At 75.0% G+C, this 16,596-nt stretch carries 15 protein-coding genes; 8 read left to right on the top strand and 7 right to left on the bottom strand.

Annotated features, from left to right (window positions below; all coding sequences use genetic code 11):
• Window positions 1-119 precede the first annotated feature (119 nt).
• From D7223_RS13835 to D7223_RS13800, 8 genes are all read left to right on the top strand, one after another.
• Entirely contained in the window at window positions 120-2,117 is a 1,998-nt protein-coding gene (locus D7223_RS13835; RefSeq protein ID WP_158610885.1) for a putative bifunctional diguanylate cyclase/phosphodiesterase, read from the top strand.
• A gap of 24 nt (window positions 2,118-2,141) precedes the next feature.
• Window positions 2,142-2,846 carry a VOC family protein gene (locus D7223_RS13830; protein WP_120728778.1) on the top strand — a complete coding sequence of 235 codons (705 nt, stop codon included), beginning with the start codon at window positions 2,142-2,144 and terminating at the stop codon, window positions 2,844-2,846.
• 207 nt (window positions 2,847-3,053) lie between these two features.
• Window positions 3,054-3,404: a Nif11-like leader peptide family natural product precursor gene (locus D7223_RS13825; protein ID WP_120728777.1), complete on the top strand. Its 351-nt coding sequence runs from the start codon at window positions 3,054-3,056 to the stop codon at window positions 3,402-3,404.
• Window positions 3,401-4,795: a SagB family peptide dehydrogenase gene (locus tag D7223_RS13820; RefSeq protein WP_120728776.1), complete on the top strand. Its 1,395-nt coding sequence runs from the start codon at window positions 3,401-3,403 to the stop codon at window positions 4,793-4,795. The genes D7223_RS13825 and D7223_RS13820 overlap by 4 nt, the downstream gene beginning before the upstream one ends.
• Window positions 4,796-4,802: 7 nt before the next feature.
• Window positions 4,803-7,004 carry a TOMM precursor leader peptide-binding protein gene (locus tag D7223_RS13815; RefSeq protein ID WP_120728775.1) on the top strand — a complete coding sequence of 734 codons (2,202 nt, stop codon included), beginning with the start codon at window positions 4,803-4,805 and terminating at the stop codon, window positions 7,002-7,004.
• Window positions 7,005-7,014: 10 nt separating this feature from the next.
• On the top strand, window positions 7,015-7,620 hold the full coding sequence (locus D7223_RS13810) for a sulfotransferase family protein (protein ID WP_120728774.1): 606 nt from the start codon (window positions 7,015-7,017) through the stop codon (window positions 7,618-7,620).
• Between the two features lie 137 nt (window positions 7,621-7,757).
• Window positions 7,758-7,880: a ribosomal protein bL36 gene (locus tag D7223_RS13805; RefSeq protein ID WP_074311439.1), complete on the top strand. Its 123-nt coding sequence runs from the start codon at window positions 7,758-7,760 to the stop codon at window positions 7,878-7,880.
• 198 nt (window positions 7,881-8,078) lie between these two features.
• Window positions 8,079-9,974 carry an adenylyl cyclase gene (locus D7223_RS13800; protein ID WP_120728773.1) on the top strand — a complete coding sequence of 632 codons (1,896 nt, stop codon included), beginning with the start codon at window positions 8,079-8,081 and terminating at the stop codon, window positions 9,972-9,974.
• A 47-nt stretch (window positions 9,975-10,021) separates the two neighbouring features.
• Here the strand turns inward: D7223_RS13800 and D7223_RS13795 are convergent, their stop codons facing one another.
• The 7 genes from D7223_RS13795 to D7223_RS13765 are packed head-to-tail and all read right to left on the bottom strand — an operon-like array spanning window position 10,022 to window position 16,012.
• On the bottom strand, window positions 10,022-11,227 hold the full coding sequence (locus tag D7223_RS13795; protein ID WP_120728772.1) for a sensor histidine kinase: 1,206 nt from the start codon (window positions 11,225-11,227) through the stop codon (window positions 10,022-10,024).
• On the bottom strand, window positions 11,224-11,916 hold the full coding sequence (locus D7223_RS13790) for a response regulator transcription factor (RefSeq protein WP_120728771.1): 693 nt from the start codon (window positions 11,914-11,916) through the stop codon (window positions 11,224-11,226). The genes D7223_RS13795 and D7223_RS13790 overlap by 4 nt, the downstream gene beginning before the upstream one ends.
• An 8-nt stretch (window positions 11,917-11,924) precedes the next feature.
• A complete protein-coding gene (locus D7223_RS13785; RefSeq protein WP_120728770.1) occupies window positions 11,925-12,812 on the bottom strand; it encodes a S1C family serine protease in 888 nt (295 codons plus the stop codon).
• Between the two features lie 32 nt (window positions 12,813-12,844).
• Window positions 12,845-13,804 (bottom strand): VWA domain-containing protein, encoded by a 960-nt coding sequence (locus D7223_RS13780; RefSeq protein ID WP_120728769.1) that lies wholly within the window; start codon window positions 13,802-13,804, stop codon window positions 12,845-12,847.
• A complete protein-coding gene (locus D7223_RS13775) occupies window positions 13,801-14,778 on the bottom strand; it encodes a DUF58 domain-containing protein (protein ID WP_120728768.1) in 978 nt (325 codons plus the stop codon). Before D7223_RS13775 ends, D7223_RS13780 begins: the two co-directional genes overlap by 4 nt.
• Window positions 14,775-15,833 carry an AAA family ATPase gene (locus D7223_RS13770; protein ID WP_120728767.1) on the bottom strand — a complete coding sequence of 353 codons (1,059 nt, stop codon included), beginning with the start codon at window positions 15,831-15,833 and terminating at the stop codon, window positions 14,775-14,777. Before D7223_RS13770 ends, D7223_RS13775 begins: the two co-directional genes overlap by 4 nt.
• The gene (locus tag D7223_RS13765; RefSeq protein WP_120728766.1) at window positions 15,830-16,012 is read right to left on the bottom strand and encodes a hypothetical protein; all 183 of its coding nucleotides are present in this window, start codon (window positions 16,010-16,012) and stop codon (window positions 15,830-15,832) included. The genes D7223_RS13770 and D7223_RS13765 overlap by 4 nt, the downstream gene beginning before the upstream one ends.
• Between the last annotated feature and the right edge of the window lie 584 nt (window positions 16,013-16,596).

Below are 16,596 nucleotides of genomic sequence, written 5' to 3'. Positions count from 1 at the left end.
CGGTTGCGGAGGGCCGGTCGGGCACCTGGGTTCGGGGGTGCCGTGGGTAGACTCCGCGTCGCGATCGGATGACCGTGTGTCGGCGCCACGGCCGGCGGAGTGATGGGGGTGGCCACCAGGTGAACACGCTGCCGTCCGTCGCCGCCGACGCCACCTCCACCGCACTGACCGTGCTCGCCCCGGACGGCAGCTGCCTCTGGTCCAACGTGGCCCTCGGCCGACTCGGCGTACGCCCGGAGGAGTTGCCGCTGTCCCGGGCGGAGCCGGGCGGCGCGGCGGTGGACGTGCCCTGGCCCGGCCCCGACGGTGACACCCGCTGGCTGCGGGTGCGCTGCCTGCCGGTGGACCACGAGGGGCGACCGCTGCGGGTCTACGAGGTACGCGACGTCAGCGTGGAGCGACGCGAGCGGGACTGGGGCCGCAACTACCGGTGGCGGCTGGCTCACATCGAGCAACTGGCCAAGGTGGGCACCTGGGAGTGGGACGTGGCGACCGGCCACGTCATCTGGTCCGACGTGCTGCTGCAGATGTTCGGCTACCCGCCGGGCACCGCGCTGGACTACGAGTCCTACCGGGACCTGCTGCACCCGGAGGACATCGCCCTGATCGAGACCACCCTGCAGACCGCGTTGCGCGCCGGCGGGCCGTTCGCGTACACCCATCGCATGTACCTCGCCGACCGGGTGACGTTGCGCGTCTTCGAGTGCTACGGCGAGGTGTTCACCGACCCGTCCGGCGTACCGGTGCGGGTGCTGGGCACCGCCCACGACATCACCGCGACGCAGCGGATCCAGGAGGAACTGATCCGGCTGGCCGAACGCGACCCGCTGACCGACCTGCCGAACCGGCGGGCCCTGCTGGCCCGCCTGGACGACCTGATCGCCGCCGGCGGGGATCCGGCCGGCGCCCTGCTCCTGATCGACATCGACAACTTCAAGGACATCAACGACGTGCACGGGCACGCGGTGGGTGACGACGTGCTGCGGCTGCTCGCCCGGCTGCTCGTCCGGCACCTGCCCGACGGCACCGTGCTGGGCCGGCTGGGCGGCGACGAGTTCGCGGTGGTGCTGCCCGGCACCCCGGCCGGCGATGCCCTCGCCGTGGCGGAGACCCTGTGCGACGCCGCGGCCCGCAGTCCGGTGCCGGTGGCCGGCGCGGGCCTGCGGGTGACCCTGAGCATCGGCGCCGCCCCGGCCGGGCCCGGTGTCACCCGGGACGCACTGCTCGCGCACGCCGACCTCGCCCTCTACGAGGCGAAGGACGCCGGCCGCAACCGGGCCCGGATCTACCTGCCCGAGCAGTACCGGCACGCGGTGCAGCGGGTCAACGTGGTGACCCGGGTCCGCGACGCGCTGCGCGAGCACCGGATGCACCTCGACGCCCAACCCATCGTCGACCTGGCGACCGGCGCGGTGGTCAGCCACGAACTGCTGATCCGGCTGCGCGACGGCCGGCAGCCGCCGCTGCACCCGGTCGAGTTCCTGCCCACCGTGGAGCGCGACGACCTGATCGGCGAACTCGACCGCTGGGTGGTGGCCACCGCGAGTGCCGCGCTGGCCGACCCGGCCGTCGTCGCCGCCGGTACCTGCTTCGACGTGAACATCTCCGCCCGGTCGATGGAGTCGCCCGGCTTCGGTGACTGGGTGGTGGGCGTGCTGCGCGCCGCCGGGGTCGAACCGGGCCGGCTGGGCGTCGAGGTGACCGAGACGGCGGCGATCACCAACGTGGCGGCGGTCCGCAACCTGGCCGGCGCGCTGCGGGACGCCGGCTGCCGGTTGAGCCTGGACGACTTCGGCGCCGGGTTCGGCTCGTTCTCCTACCTCAAGCACCTGCCGTTCAGCACCGTCAAGATCGCCGGGGACTTCGTCCGCCAGGCCGACCGCGGCGGCGCCGACCCGGTGCTCATCGACGCGGTCGTGCGGGCCGCGCACGGTCTGGGCATGCGTACGGTCGCCGAGTCGGTCGAGCGGGCCGAGCTGGTGCCGGCGCTGCGCCGGTTGGGCGTCGACGCGGGCCAGGGCTTCCACCTGGGCCGGCCGATTCCGCTGGAGGACCTGCTCGACGGGCTGCGCGACGGCTGGCACGCCAGCGCGGTGCCCCACCCCGGTTGTCCCTGACCCTTCTTCCCTCTGGAGTCCCCGGTGAACGCGACCCCCACCCCGAGCGTGGTGCCCTGCGGCGTCGAACTGGTCACGCCCGACCCCGACGCGGCCCGCGAGTTCTACGCCCACCTGTTCGGCTGGACCTACGACGCTGACGGGTCCACCGCCCTCGCCGACGGCGTCCCGGCCGCCGGGCTGCGCGCCGGCGCCGGGCCGGCCCGCTGGTGGGCCCTGTTCGACACCGACGACGCCGCGGCCGTCCGGGCGGCGGCCACCGGCGCCGGAGCGCGCGTCGAGGACGACGAGGTGCACGACCCCCTGGGCGGGTCCCTCCTGCTCCGTCCCGGGACGACCGCCGTCGCACCCGGACCGGGACTGCCCGCCTGGTACGAGTTCATGACCACCGCCCCCGCCGACGCCGACCGGTTCCTCGCCGCCGCGCTCGCCCTGCACGCCACCGTCCCACCCGGCGCGCCCGACGACACGTACGCCCTGCTGGTCTCCGGTGGGCGGCCGGTCGCCGGGCGGCTGGCCCTGCCCCCGCCGCTGGCCGGCGTGCTGCCCACCGGCTGGATGGTCTACCTCGCGGTGGCCGACCCGGACGACGCGGCCGAGCGGGCCGGGGAGCGCGGTGGACGGGTGGTCGTGCCGCCGAGCGACGTGCTGACCGGTCGGGTCGCGGCGCTCGCCGACCCGGCGGGCGCGGTGTTCACCGTCATCCGCCCGGCCCCCGCACCGCGGTAGCGGCCGGACCCGGCCGGACCGCCGACCGACGCGTCCGGGCGACCCGCCGACGGGGTCCGATACCCGTCACCGCCTCGCGATTGACACCTCCATCGACCGGCCAGACGATTCAAGGAGCTTCGCTGCCCCCAGGCGCACCAGCGCGGGTGATGCCCGCCGACGGCGCCCGCGCATGTCCACTGCTCCGATGTTCGGGAAAGGCCAGCGATGGAAGACTCCTCCGACGGTGTGGCCGCGGCCCGCCGCTTCCTGGAGACCCTCCGCTCCGACGAGAACCTCAGCCAACGGCTCGATCAGGTGGTCGACGACCAGATCCTGTCGGTGACCCGACTGATCGCCGCCGAGCGCGGCTTCGAGTTCAGCCACGAAGACCTCCACCGGGCGGTCGTCGACCACCTCAGCCTGGACGAGTTCACGCTCAACGACCCGGACGGCGGCGCCGGCAAGTGCAAGTCCGACAGCGGCTGCCGGACGCCCTGCGTCTACTGCAAGAGCAACGCCGTGCCGACCCGCGGTGACATCGGTGAGGTCATCATCCGCAACCGCTTCGGTGGATGACCGGCGTCGTCGTCGCTCCACTGTGGACCGGCTTCGACCTGGGACCGGCTCCCGGCGTGCGGGTCACGCCGGGACCGGGCCCGACCCTCACCCGGGGCCGGGAAACGGTGGCGCTCCCGACGGTCGCCGCCGGGGCGTGGCGTGACCTGGCGTACGGTCGGCTGACCGCCACCGCCCTGCGCGAGGCCACCCGGGGCCGACCGGCCGACCGGATCGCCGCGACGGTGGCGCTCGACGTGCTCGACGCCGGCGGATGGCTCAGCTACCACGCCGGCGGGGACCCGCCGGCGCTGGTCGCCTGGCGGCGCGGCACCGCCACCCTGCCGCCGCCACCGGCCGACCCGGCGGCGGAGACCTTCGGTCTGTCCCGGTTCTGCCACGTCGTCGCCCGCGACGGCGACCTGCTGGCCACCGCGCCGGCGTACGGCTTCGACGTCGCCGTCCGCGACCACCGCCTCTGGCGGATCCTGTCGCTGCTGGCGCGACCACGACGGCCGGCGGAACTGACCGACGCCGACGACGGCGACCTGCTCGCCGCCGCCTGGCCGCTGCTACTGGCGACCGGGGTGGTGGTCGCCACCGGTGTCGAGGACCGCCCGCCGTTGCGCTACTGGGAACCGGCCGACCTGCTGGCGCACGGCGAGAGCCGGGAGGGGTTGCGGCGCAAGCCGTTCGGCGGCACGTACCGTTTCGCCGAACCGCAGCCGGAACCGGTTCGTCCACCCTCGACCGACCAGCGGGTGGACCTGCCGTCGCCCGCCCCCGGTGCGCTGCCCGAGGGACACCTGTTCCGGGTCCTCGCCGAACGCCGCTCGGTGCGGCGCGGCGGCGCGGAGCCGATCACGCTGGGGCAGCTGGGCGAGTTCCTGCACCGCTGTGCCCGCACCACCGCCGAATACCACACCGACCACGGCGTGGTACGGACCCGGCCGTACCCGAGCGGCGGGGCGATCCACGAGCTGGACCTCACCCTCGTCGTGCACCGGGTGGCCGGGCTGGACCCCGGCGGGTACGCGTACCGGCCGGCCGAACACCGGCTGGACCGGCTGCCGGCGGCCGGCGCGCCGGAGCGGCGCCTGCTCGACGACGCGGCCGTGTCGACGATGCGGACCGCGCCACCGGACGTGCTGGTGCTCATCGGCGCCGACCTGCCCCGGCTGGCCTGGAAGTACGAGGGGATCGCGTACGCGCTGGTGCTCAAGCACGTCGGCGTGCTGATGCAGACCATGTACCTGGTGGCCACGGCGATGCGGCTGGCACCCTGCGCGGTGGGCGGCGGCGACGCCGCGCAGGCCGCCCTGCTCACCCGACTGGACCCGTTCGCCCGGCCGGTGGTGGGCGAGTTCATCCTCGGCTCCGGCCCCGACGACGACACCGACCCGACCGAATGAGGGCGCCATGCGACCGTCCGACCAGCTCGTGGTCAACCCCCGCTTCCAGGTCGAGGTCGTGTCACCGGCCTCGGCGCTGCTGATGAACGAACTGGAGCACGTCGCGGTACGGGGCGCGTTCGCGGTGGAGGCGCTGCGCTCCTGCCGTACGCCGATCGTCGCGGCCGAGCTGCGCGACCGGCTCGGCGACCGGTTCTCCCCGCTGGAGATCACCATCGGGCTGAGCCACCTGGTGGACCGGCGGCACCTGGTGCTGGTGGCCCCGACCGCCGACCCGGCCGACGCGTTCTTCGCCCGCGCCGGCGTGGACCGGGTACGACAGCCGACGGTCGACCTCCAGCGGCTCGGGCCGGACGACGGCGGCCTGCTCGCGGAGAGCTTCCGCAGCCTCGGCGTGGCCATCGTCGAGCCGGACGCCGCGCCGGCGCTCACGGTGGTCGCGGTCGACGACTACCTGCGGGCGGAGCTGGCCGAGCGCAACGCCACCCAGCTCGCCTCCGGCCGGCCGTGGGCGCTGGTCCGCACCGGCGGCGTGGTGCCGTGGATCGGCCCGATCCTGGTCCCCGGTGCGACCGGGTGCTGGTCCTGCCTGGCGGCGCGGCTGCGGGACAACCGGCCGGTGGAGACATACCTGCGGCGGGTGCGCGACGACGACCACGACGTGTACGCGACGCCCGTGTCCGTGCCGGCGTCCCGGTCGGCCGCCGCGCACCTCGCCGCGCTCACCCTCACCCAGTGGCTGCACGGCTCGGCGACGGTGCGGCCGGGCGTGCTGACGACGCTGGACCTGCGGGACCTCGGCACCGCACGGCACCCGCTGACCCGGCTCACCCACTGCCCCGCCTGCGGCACCCCGCCGGTGCGCCGGGTCACCCGGCCCCGGATCGAGCCGGCCCCCGCGCTGGGCGCCCGCGACGGCGGGCTGCGCACCGTCGGCCCGGACGCGACACTGGCCCGCCTGGAACGGCACATCAGCCCGATCACCGGGCTGGTGCACCGGGTCAGCGAGTACGACACCGGCGACGACCTGCTCACCGTGCACCGGGCGGTGCACCCGCTGTTCACCGCCACCCGGGGCCTGGACAGCCTGCGGGAGAGCCTGGAGTGCAGCACGGCCGGCAAGGGCCGCACGTCGGTGCAGTCCCGGGCCAGCGCGCTCGGTGAGGCGCTGGAACGCCTGTCCGGCCGGTTCGAGGGTCACGAGGTGGACCGGCGTGCCGCCTGGTCGGAGCTGACCGACCCGGCGGTCCACCCCCGGGACCTGCTGCACTTCAGCGAGGCGCAGTACCGCGGTCGCGCGGAGTGGAACGACCGGCACTCCGGGTTCGCCTGGGTGCCGGAGCGGTTCGACGACGACCGGCCGATCCCGTGGACCGCCGCCTGGTCGCTGGTCGCCGACCGGCCGGTGCTGCTGCCCACCGCGTACTGCTACTACAACGTGCACGCCGAGCAGGGGCACGCCTTCTGCGCCGCCGACTCGAACGGCAGCGCGGCCGGCAACACCCTGGCCGAGGCCGTCCTGCAGGGGTTCTTCGAACTGGTGGAGCGGGACGCGGTGGCGATCTGGTGGTACAACCGGCTACCGGTACCGGAACTGGACCTGGACTCGGTGGACGACCCGATGTTGCGCGCCACCCGGGCCGCGTACCAGGCCCGCAACCGGGACCTGTGGGTCCTGGACGTGACCTCCGACCTGGGGGTGCCGACCTACGTGGCGGTGTCGCGGCGCCACGACCACCGCGAGGAGATCCTGCAGGGGTACGGCACGCACGCCGACCCGGAGATCGCCCTGTGGCGGGCGGTGACCGAGTTGAACCAGATGCTCGCGCACCTGGGCAGCGCCGACGTGACCGAGCTGGAGGACCCGGACCTGCGCCGGTGGTACACGTCGGCGACGGTGGCCGCGCACCCGTACCTGGCCCCGGCCGGCCGGCGGGAGTGGACCCCGGCGCGGGCCGGGGACCGTTCGGTCGCCGACGAGGTGGCCCGCTGCGTGGACCTGTGCCGCACGAGGGGGCTGGACCTTCTCGTGGTGGACCAGACCCGGCCCGACGTCGACCTGCACGTGGCCAAGGTGGTGGTGCCGGGGCTGCGGCACTTCTGGCCCCGGTTCGCGCCCGGTCGCCTGTACGACGTCCCGGTCGCCCTCGGTCGGCGGGACCGGCCGACGGCGGAGGCCGACCTGAACCCGGAACCGATCTGCACGTGACGGTGTCGGCGTGCTGGCGGTGATCGGCGCGGGCTGGTGCCGGACCGGGACGTACACGCTGGCCACGGCGTTGACCCTGCTCGGCTACGGCCCGTGCCAGCACATGGTCGACGTGGCCGCCGATCCGGACCTGGCCCGGCGGTGGCGGCGCCGGCTGGACGGCGAGGGCACCTGGGACGACGTCTACACCGGTTACCGCAGTGCCGTCGACTGGCCCACGTCGACGGTCGCCGCGGAGGTGGCGCAGGCCCACCCGGACGCCCGGGTGGTGCTGACCGCCCGTCCGGCGGCCGACTGGTACCGCAGCTTCCACCGCACGGTGCTGGCCGACGGCCAGGACACCGGCGCGGACCCCGAGCTGACCGAGGTGGTGGGCCGCGCCGCCCGCCGGGCTCTCGGCCCGCACGGTGCGGACGAGGATGGCTGGACCCGCGCGTACGCCGCGCACCACGCGCGGCTCGTGGCATCGGTCGACCCGGGGCGGCTGCTGGTCTGGTCGGTGCGGGAGGGTTGGGGTCCACTGTGCCGTTTCCTGGACCGGCGGCCACCGCGCCTGCCGTTTCCACGGACGAACGACACCGCGTTCTTCCTGCGCCACGCCCCGCCGCCACGCTGACCGCACCGGCGCGACCCGGGTGGTGTGTGAGCGGCGCACCGGCGGGTACCCGTGCGGGGACCGGACGTCGGTGCCCGCCGGGCCGTGACCGGCACGACGTGGCCGCGGCGCAGACCTCTCAGACGGGACGAGACGCGATGAAGGTCAGGAACTCCCTGCGCGGGTTGAAGAACAAGATGAACTCGATCGTGGTACGCCGACGCGGACGCACCTTCGTGATCAACAAGTCCGACCGGCGACAGAAGGCCCGCCAGGGCTGACCACCTCCGCGCCGCGCCCCTCCGGTCCCGCACGGACCGCGGGGGCGCGCTGCTGTCCGCATCCCGTCCGGGTCCGATCTGGCGCCGCGCCACCGGACCGGGTAGAAACGACCCATCCACCAACGCCACCGTACCGACCGCGGCCGGCCCGCCGAGAGAGCGCTCTCTGGCCGACCCCGCGGCGGAAAGGACCCCCGCATGACGACCCATCCCCCCGGCGCCGGAGGACGCGCCGCGCGCACCGCGCGGCGACATGTCGCCCGCGCCCTCGTGCTCGGTCTCGCCCTCGTCGCCGCCCCGATCGGCGGCACCGTGGCCGGCGCCGCGCCGGCCCACCGCCCGCCGGCCGACCTCGGCCCGCACGTCACCGTCTTCGACCCGAGCATGCCGGTCAGCCGGATCCAGGCGGTCCTGGACGCCACCCACGCCCGGCAGGTCGACAACGAGATGGGCACCCAGCGGTACGCGTACCTGTTCAAGCCCGGCACGTACGGCACGGCCGAGCAGCCGTTGCAGATCAAGGTGGGCTACTACACCGAGATCGCCGGCCTGGGCGCCTCCCCCACCGACGTGGTCATCAACGGCAAGGTCGAGGTCTACAACCGCTGCCTCGCCGACGGCGGCACCGGCAACTGCATCGCGCTGGTCAACTTCTGGCGCACGCTGTCCAACCTCTCGATCAACGTCAACGCCGCCGGGCAGGACGACTGCCGGTCGTCGGCCAACTTCTGGGCCGTCTCCCAGGCGGTGTCGGTACGCCGGGTGGCGGTCACCGGCGGCACCCTGTCGCTGATGGACTACTGCACCGCCGGCCCGCAGTACGCCAGCGGCGGCTTCATCGCCGACTCGAAACTCCCGGCCACCACGAACGGCTCCCAGCAGCAGTGGCTGACCCGCAACAGCGAGGTAGCCGGGTGGTCCAACGCGGTGTGGAACCAGGTCTTCTCCGGTGTCGTGGGCGCGCCGGACGACGCCGCCTTCCCCGACCCGCCGTACACGACCCTGGCCACCACCCCGGTCAGCCGGGAGAAGCCGTACCTGTTCGTCGACGCGCGCGGCCGGTACGCGGTGCGGGTGCCCGCCGCCGCGCGGAACACCCGGGGCACCAGTTGGGCCGGCGGCCTGACACCCGGCCGTACCATCCCGCTGACGGACTTCCACGTCGCGAAGCCGTCGGACTCCGTGCGCACCATCAACCGGGAACTGGCCCGCGGCAAGCACCTCCTGCTCACCCCGGGGGTGTACGACGTGGACCGCAGCATCCACGTCCGGCGCCCGGACACCGTCGTCCTCGGTCTCGGGCACGCCACGCTGACCGCCGTCGACGGGGCCGTTCCGTTGGACGTCGCCGGGGTGCCCGGCGTGGTGGTCGCCGGTGTCACGGTCGACGCCGGCACCACCGAGTCGCCGGTGCTGGTCCGGGTGGGCCGCAAGCACGGCCGCAACGCCAGCACGCCGGCCAACCCGCTGACCCTGTCCGACATCTACTTCCGGGTCGGCGGCCCGCACGTCGGCCGGACCGACACCGCGCTGGAGGTCAACGCCGACCACGTGCTGATCGACCACACCTGGGTGTGGCGCGGCGACCACGGTGTCGAGGGGTTCACCGAGGGCGTCAACGGCGACACCGACCGCTGGCGGACCAACACCGGCCGGTACGGCGCGGTGATCAACGGCGACGACGTCACCGCCACCGGCCTGTTCGTGGAGCACTTCCAGCGGCACAACACCGTCTGGAACGGCGAGCGGGGCACCACCGTGCTCTACCAGAACGAGCTGCCGTACGACCCGCCGACGCAGGCGGACTGGATGAACGGCGACGTCCGGGGCTGGGCCGGCTACAAGGTCGGCGACCACGTGCGCCGGCACACCCTGCACGGCGGCGGCGTCTACGTGTTCAACCAGAACAACCCGTCGATCCACACCGAGAACGGCTTCGAGGTGCCGGAGACCCCCGGTGTCCGGCTGCGGCACATCATGACCGTCAACCTCAGCGCCGGCACGATCGACCACGTCGTCAACGGCGTCGGCGGTCCGGCCGACACGAACGCCGTCGGCGCGCCGGTGTACCTCGCGGAGTACCCGGTCCGGTAGGCCCCACCCGGCGGGCCGGGTTCGCGCCCGGCCCGCCGCCGACCGACCTACAGCGGCGCCGCCGTCGGGGGTGGCTCGTCGTCGGCGCGGTCGACCGCCGGCAGCCAGAACACGAAGGTGCTGCCCGCGCCGAGCCGGGAGAACACCGCCGGGTGACCGCCGTGCGACTCGACGATCTGCCGCACGATCGCCAGGCCCAGACCGGTACGCCGGTCACCGCCGGAGCCCCGCGGCGCCGCACCCCGCCAGAACCGGTCGAACACCCGGCTCTGGTCGGCGTCGGCGATCCCCGGGCCCTCGTCGGCCACCGCCAGCCACAGCCAGCCGCCGGCCCGCCCGGTGCCGACGGTGATCGCCGAGCCGGGCGGGGACAGGCGTACCGCGTTGGACAGCAGGTTGCCGGCGGCCCGGCGCAGCGCGTCCGGGTCACCGATGCACACCAGGTCACCGCCGAGGGCGTACCGCAGGCGCAGCCCACGCCCGGCGGCCAGCGGCGCGACGTCCTCCCCGGCCTCGCGCGCGACGGCGCTGAGGTCCACATCGGTGTCGCTGAGGGCGTCGGTGTCCCGGCGGGCGGTGGCCAGCAGGTCCTCGACGAGCCGGGACATCCGGGTGGTGGCCCGGTCCACGGTGGCCACCGCTTGGCGGCGTTCCTCCTCGGTCGCCTCCGGCGAGGTCAGCGAGGCGTCCAGGTGGGCCCGGATGATGGCCAGTGGGCTGCGCAGCTCGTGCGAGGCGTCGTCGATCAGCTGCCGCTGGGAGCGGAACGCCTGGTCCAGCCGGTCGAGCATCGAGTCGATGGTGTCGGCCAGGTCGCGCAGCTCGTCGCGGGGGCCGTTGAGCCGGATCCGCCGGGACAGGTCGGTGGCCTGGATCTCCCGGGTGGTCCGGGCGATCGCGCCGACCGGGCGCAGGGCCCGGCCGGAGAGCACCCAGCCGATGCCGAGGCTGGCCAGGAAGAGGCCGCCGAGAGCGACCAGCGACCAGTCCCGCAGCGTCTGCATCAGCCGCAGGTTCACCTCGCCCTCGATCTGCTGCACCTCGGCCACCTCCAGGGTGACGCCGGTGGGTACCGTCCGGCCGTCGCTCTTGAGCTTCACCAGTTGCGCCTCCAGGCGCTTGGTGACCGGCTTCGGGTCCAGCGCGCGGTCCACCGCCACGTACGCCACCCCGAGGCCGGCGCCGGCCAGCGCGAACAGCAGCGTCGAGTAGAGCACGGTGAGCCGGAACCGGATCGAGCGGAAGATCTTCACGCCGCCTCCCGCAGCCGGTAGCCCCGCCCCACCACCGTCTCGATCGGCGGGTCGCCGTCGCCGCCGGCGAGCTTGCGGCGCAATGTGCCGACGGTGACCCGGACCGTCTCGGTGAACGGGTCGGCGTTGGCGTCCCACACGTGTTCCAGCAGTTCCTCGGCCGGCACCACCCGGCCGGGACGGGTCATCAGGTACTCCAGCACGCCGAACTCCTTCGGGGTCAGCCGCAGGGTACGCCCGGACCGGCGGGCCTCGTGCCGGGCCGCGTCCAGGGTCAGGTCACCCACGCTGAGTACCGCGCCGGTGCCGGCGGTGTCCCGGCGCAGCAGCGCCCGCACCCGGGCCAACAGCTCCACCAGGGCGAACGGCTTCACCAGGTAGTCGTCGGCGCCCTCGTCCAGCCCGCGTACCCGGTCGTCGAGGGCACCCCGGGCGGTGAGCATCAGGACCCGCAGGTCCGGGCCGCCGGCCACCTCGACCTCGCCCCGGCGGATCGCCCCGCAGACGGCGAAGCCGTCGACGTCGGGCAGGTTCACGTCGAGCAGCATCAGGTCGTACGCGTCGACCAGCAGCCGCTCGTACGCCTGCGCGGCGTCGGCCGCCACGTCGACCGCGTAACCGGCCCGGGTCAGGCCGACGCGCAGGGCACCGGCCAGGTCCTCCTCGTCCTCCACCACCAGCAGCCGCATGAGTCAACCTATCCCCTGGAGATGAGACCGGCCGCCACCCGGGCGGCCCGGTCGATCGGGATGGCGAAGCCGATGCCGATGTTGCCGCCGCCCTCCAGGGTGGCGATCGCCGTGTTCACCCCGACCACCTCGCCCCGGGCGTTGACCAGCGGACCGCCGGAGTTGCCCGGGTTGATCGAGGCGTCGGTCTGCACCGCGGACTGCCGCGCGCCGCCGCCGAGGCGGACCGGCCGGTCCAGCGCGCTGACGATCCCGGCGGTGACCGTGCCGGACAGGCCCAGCGGGGAGCCGACGGCGAGCACCGGCTCGCCGACCCGGGTCTGCCCGTTCGCCGCCAGCGGCAACGCGGGGAGCCCGGCCCCGGCGTCCACCCGGAGCACCGCGATGTCGCTGCCCGGGTCCCGGCCGACCAGGGTGGCGGACAGCCGGCGACCGTTCTGGCCGACCACGGTGACCGTGCCGCCCCGGGCCACCACGTGGTCGTTGGTGACCACGTGGCCCCGGTCGTCCAGCACGAACCCGGAGCCGGAGGACCCGCTGCCGCTGCCGCGTACCCGCACGGAGACCACCCCCGGCAGGGCCCGCGCGGCGGCGGTGACCAGGTCCGACGGGACCGGCTGCCCGGACGCCGCGGGCAGCGGCGGCGCGGCGGCCGGCGCGGGCGCGTCCGCCCGGTCCGGCGCGGCGAACCAGCCGGCGGTGCCGCCGGCACCCGCGGACACCGCCACCAGGGCCAGGCCGGCCAGCAGCGCGCGCGGCCACCGCCGGTCCGCCGCGGCCGTCGCCGGCCGGTGTTCCGCCGGGGGTACGCCCACCTCGGCGCCGCCGTGGGTCAGGTCGGGTGAGGTGAACCACGGGCCGCGCGGCTCCCCGAGGCCGGTGGGTGGGGTCGTCATGGTGCCCTCCTCGTCGGTCGGTGGTGAACGGGTCAGGGCAGGCGGGAGAACCAGAGCATCGACGTGGCGGCGGCCAGCAGCGCCAGCACCAGGCCGACGCCGATGAACCGGGCCGAGACGTCCTGCCGCTCGGTCTGGTAGCCGACCGAGGAACCGATGTCGGCGTACGCCGCGCGCAGTTCGTCGCCGGTGCCCGCCTCGTGGTAGCCGCCGCCGGTGGCCGCGGCGACCTCGCGCAGCGTCTCGCCGTCGACCGGGACGGCCTGGCCGCCCCCACCCGAGCCGATCCGCCCGTCCGGGGTGCCGAACGAGATGGTGTCCACCGGTACGCCTTGCCCGACGGCGTCGGCGGCGGCCTGGGCGGGATCGCGGCCGGCGGTGTTCGCCCCGTCGGACAGCAGCACCACCCGGGCCGGCGGCGGCTCCTGCGCGGCCCGCGCGTCCAGGGTGCGGATCGACTCCAGGGAGGTGTCGATCGCCGCGCCGATCGCGGTGCCCTGGATGCCGGCGGCCCCCTCGGCGAGCCGGTCTATGCCGGCCGCCAGTGCCTCCCGGTCGGTGTCCGGGGTGACCAGGACCGACGTGCTGCCGGCGAACGCGACCAGCCCGACGTTGAACTCCGCCGGCAGGCCGTCGACGAACTCGCGGGCGGCGTCCTTGGCCGCGGCGAGCCGGTCCGGCGACACGTCGGTGGCGAGCATCGAGCGGGAGACGTCGACCGCGACGATGACGGTGGCCCGCTCGCGGGGCACCCGCACCTCGTCGGTGGGCCGGGCGAACCCGACCACCAGCAGCGCGAACATCGCCAGGAACAGGCCGGCCGGCACGTGCCGCCGCCAGGCGGGTCGCTGCGGCGCGACCCGGTCGAGCAGGCTCAGGTTGGTGAAGCGGACGGCGTAGCGGCTGCGCCGGCGCTGGGCCAGCAGGTACACCACCACCAGGGCGGCCACCCCGACGAGCAGCCACAGCCGTTGCGGGGACTCCCAGCTCACGCGGCGCCTCCGGGTCTCGCGGCGCCGGCGAGCCGACGCTGGACGAACACGTGCCGGACGATGTCGGCGACCCAGTCGCGTTCGGTGGACAGCGGCAGGTACGCCGCGCCGCTGCGGCGTACCGCACGGGCCACGGCGAGGCGCTGCGCGGCGGCCGCCGCCGCGTACCGCTCGCGCAGCCGCCGGCTGGACGTGGACACCTCACGCCGTCGCCCGCTCTCCGGGTCGACCAGGGTGATCAGCCCGACGTCCGGCAGCTCCCGCTCGCGCGGGTCGGACACCGCCACGGCGAGCACCTGGTGACGGGCGGCCAACCGGCGCAGCGGTCGCTCCCAGTCCGGCGGCGCGCCGGATGCGCCGGCCACGCCGTCGTCGGGCAGCCCGTCGAGGAAGTCGGAGACCACCACGACCAGACCCCGCCGCCGGGCCGACCGGTGCAGCCCGGCCAAGCCGTCGGCCAGCGACACCGGCGCCGTCGCCGGCACCCCGCGCGGCACGTCCAGCAGCGTCCGCAGCAGACCCAGCAGCGGCGTACGCCCGGTGCGGGCGGGGAACCGGCGGACCCCGTCGTTGGTGAGCAGGTGCGCCCCGAGCCGGTTGCCGAGACCGGCGGTGAGGAACCCGACGGCGGCGACGGCGGCCACCGCCAGCTCGCGCTTCTCCAGCTCGGCGGTGCCGAAGTCCATGCTGGGTGTGGCGTCGACCAGCGCCCAGGTGGTCAGTTCCCGGTCCGCCTCCACGGTTCGCACGTGCGGCACGGTGGTCCGGGCGGTCACCGACCAGTCCATCCGCCGTACCTCGTCCTCGCCGGGCCGGTACTCGCGGCTGCCCGCCGGTTCGCTGCCCGGTGCGGGCAGCAGGCCGAGGTACCGGCCGTGCAGCAGCCCGTCGAGGCGACGGTTCACGGTCAGCTCCAGCCGGCGCAGCCGCCGCTGCCGGGCCAGGTCGCGGACGGTCGCGGCGTGCCCGTTCACGCCGCCGCTCCCAGCCCGGGGCCCTGGTCGTGCTGGGCCGGCGCGATCTGCGGCAGCGGCACCGCGTCGACCAGCCGGCGCACCAGCGCGGTGGCGTCCACGCCGTCGGCGACCGCGTCGAAGGAGAGCACCAGCCGGTGGGTCAGCACGTCCGGTGCGACCTCCCGCACGTCGGCCGGCAGCACGTAGTCACGCCCGCGCAGCAGGGCCAGCGCCCGCGCGGCGGCCACCAGGCCGAGGGTGGCCCGGGGACTCGCCCCGTACGCGAGCTGCCCGGCCACCTCCGGCATCCCGAACCGGGCCGGGTCGCGGGTGGCCAGCACCAGTCGCACCACGTACTCGGCGAGCGCGTGGTGCACGAACACCCGCCGGGTCAGCGCCTGGAGCGCGACCAACCGCTGCGGGTCCAGCACCGGACGCACGGTGGGCGGGTCGGCGCCCATCCGGTAGAGGATGCCCAGTTCCTCGTCCTCGGTGGGGTAGTCCACCACCACCTTCATCAGGAACCGGTCCCGCTGCGCCTCCGGCAGCTGGTAGACGCCCTCGGACTCGATCGGGTTCTGGGTGGCCAGCACCAGGAACGGTGTCGGCACCGGGTACGTCCGCCCGCCGATCGACGCGTGCCCCTCGGCCATCACCTCCAGCAGGGCCGACTGCACCTTGGCCGGTGCCCGGTTGATCTCGTCGGCGAGGACCAGGTTGGCCATCACCGGGCCCAGCTCGATGTCGAAGCTCTCCCGCGACGACCGGTAGATCCGGGTGCCCAGGATGTCCGACGGCACCAGGTCCGGGGTGAACTGGATCCGGGCGAAACTGCCGCCGACCGCCGTGGCCAGCGTCTCCGCGGCCAGGGTCTTCGCCACCCCGGGCACCCCCTCCAGCAGGCAGTGCCCCCGCGCCAGCAGTGCGGTGACCAGCCGCTCGACCAGCCGGTCCTGACCGACGATGACCCGCTTCACCTCGAACAGGGTCCGTTCCAGCAGGCGGGCCGCGTCGGCGGGACCGAGGTCGACACCCGGGTCGGTCCCGTCCGCTACGACCGGGGCCGCCGTCACGGCGCCACCACCGTCGCGGTCGGCTCCGCCCGCTCCGGGCAGCCGGTCGGCGTCTCCCGCTCGGTGACGATCTGCACGACGGGGTCCGGGTCGGCCTGCGCGTACGCGGCGCCACCGACGGCGGTCAACGCCGTCGCCGCCGCGGCCAGGGTGATCGCCACCCTGATGCTCTTCCGCACGGGTATCTCCTCACTGTCCGTCCTCCGGCGCGGGCGCCCACCGCACGGGGATGACAGTGGGCGCCCGACGACACCGATTGGGCCACGGCGGACCGAAAGGGAGCCGAAGGCCGACGCCGCCCGCGACCGCGACCGCGACCGGCGACCGGCGGCATCCGGACCCGCCGGTCAGGTCTGCCGGTCGCGGGCCCGCACCTCAGCCCCTTTCGAGCTGATGTCGTGAACGGATCACCGCAGCGGCCACGGACGCGAGGCGCACGGGGACACGCGGACGCGGCGGCGCACCGGCATGAGGCGGCGCGGCGGCGCACCGGCATGAGGCGGCGCGGCGGCGCACCGGCATGAGGCGGCGCGGCGGCGCACCGGCATGAGGCGGCGCGGCGGCATGAGGCGGCGCGGCGGCGCACCGGCATGACGGTGGGCGCCCGCCGACATCGGCTGGGCCTCAGCCACCGGAACAAGCCCGGGGCCGGCGCGCCCGGCACTGCGAGGGCCGGACCCGCCAGTCAGGTCTGCCGGTCGCGGACCCGCGCCCGGGCTCCTTTCGAGCTGATGTCGTGAACGGATCACCGCGCCGCCCCGCT

Source organism: Micromonospora endolithica, assembly GCF_003626595.1.
GTDB lineage: Bacteria > Actinomycetota > Actinomycetes > Mycobacteriales > Micromonosporaceae > Micromonospora > Micromonospora endolithica.
This window is presented reverse-complemented; position numbering and strand designations above follow the sequence as displayed.

Bases quoted from the DNA above. Each gene is read 5' to 3' on its own strand.
- D7223_RS13800 (WP_120728773.1), top strand. From the start codon at position 8,079: ATGACGACCCATCCCCCCGGCGCCGGAGGACGCGCCGCGCGCACCGCG.
- D7223_RS13820 (WP_120728776.1), top strand. From the start codon at position 3,401: ATGACCGGCGTCGTCGTCGCTCCACTGTGGACCGGCTTCGACCTGGGA.
- D7223_RS13815 (WP_120728775.1), top strand. From the start codon at position 4,803: ATGCGACCGTCCGACCAGCTCGTGGTCAACCCCCGCTTCCAGGTCGAG.
- D7223_RS13790 (WP_120728771.1), bottom strand. From the start codon at position 11,916: ATGCGGCTGCTGGTGGTGGAGGACGAGGAGGACCTGGCCGGTGCCCTG.
- D7223_RS13785 (WP_120728770.1), bottom strand. From the start codon at position 12,812: ATGACGACCCCACCCACCGGCCTCGGGGAGCCGCGCGGCCCGTGGTTC.
- D7223_RS13805 (WP_074311439.1), top strand. From the start codon at position 7,758: ATGAAGGTCAGGAACTCCCTGCGCGGGTTGAAGAACAAGATGAACTCG.
- D7223_RS13825 (WP_120728777.1), top strand. From the start codon at position 3,054: ATGGAAGACTCCTCCGACGGTGTGGCCGCGGCCCGCCGCTTCCTGGAG.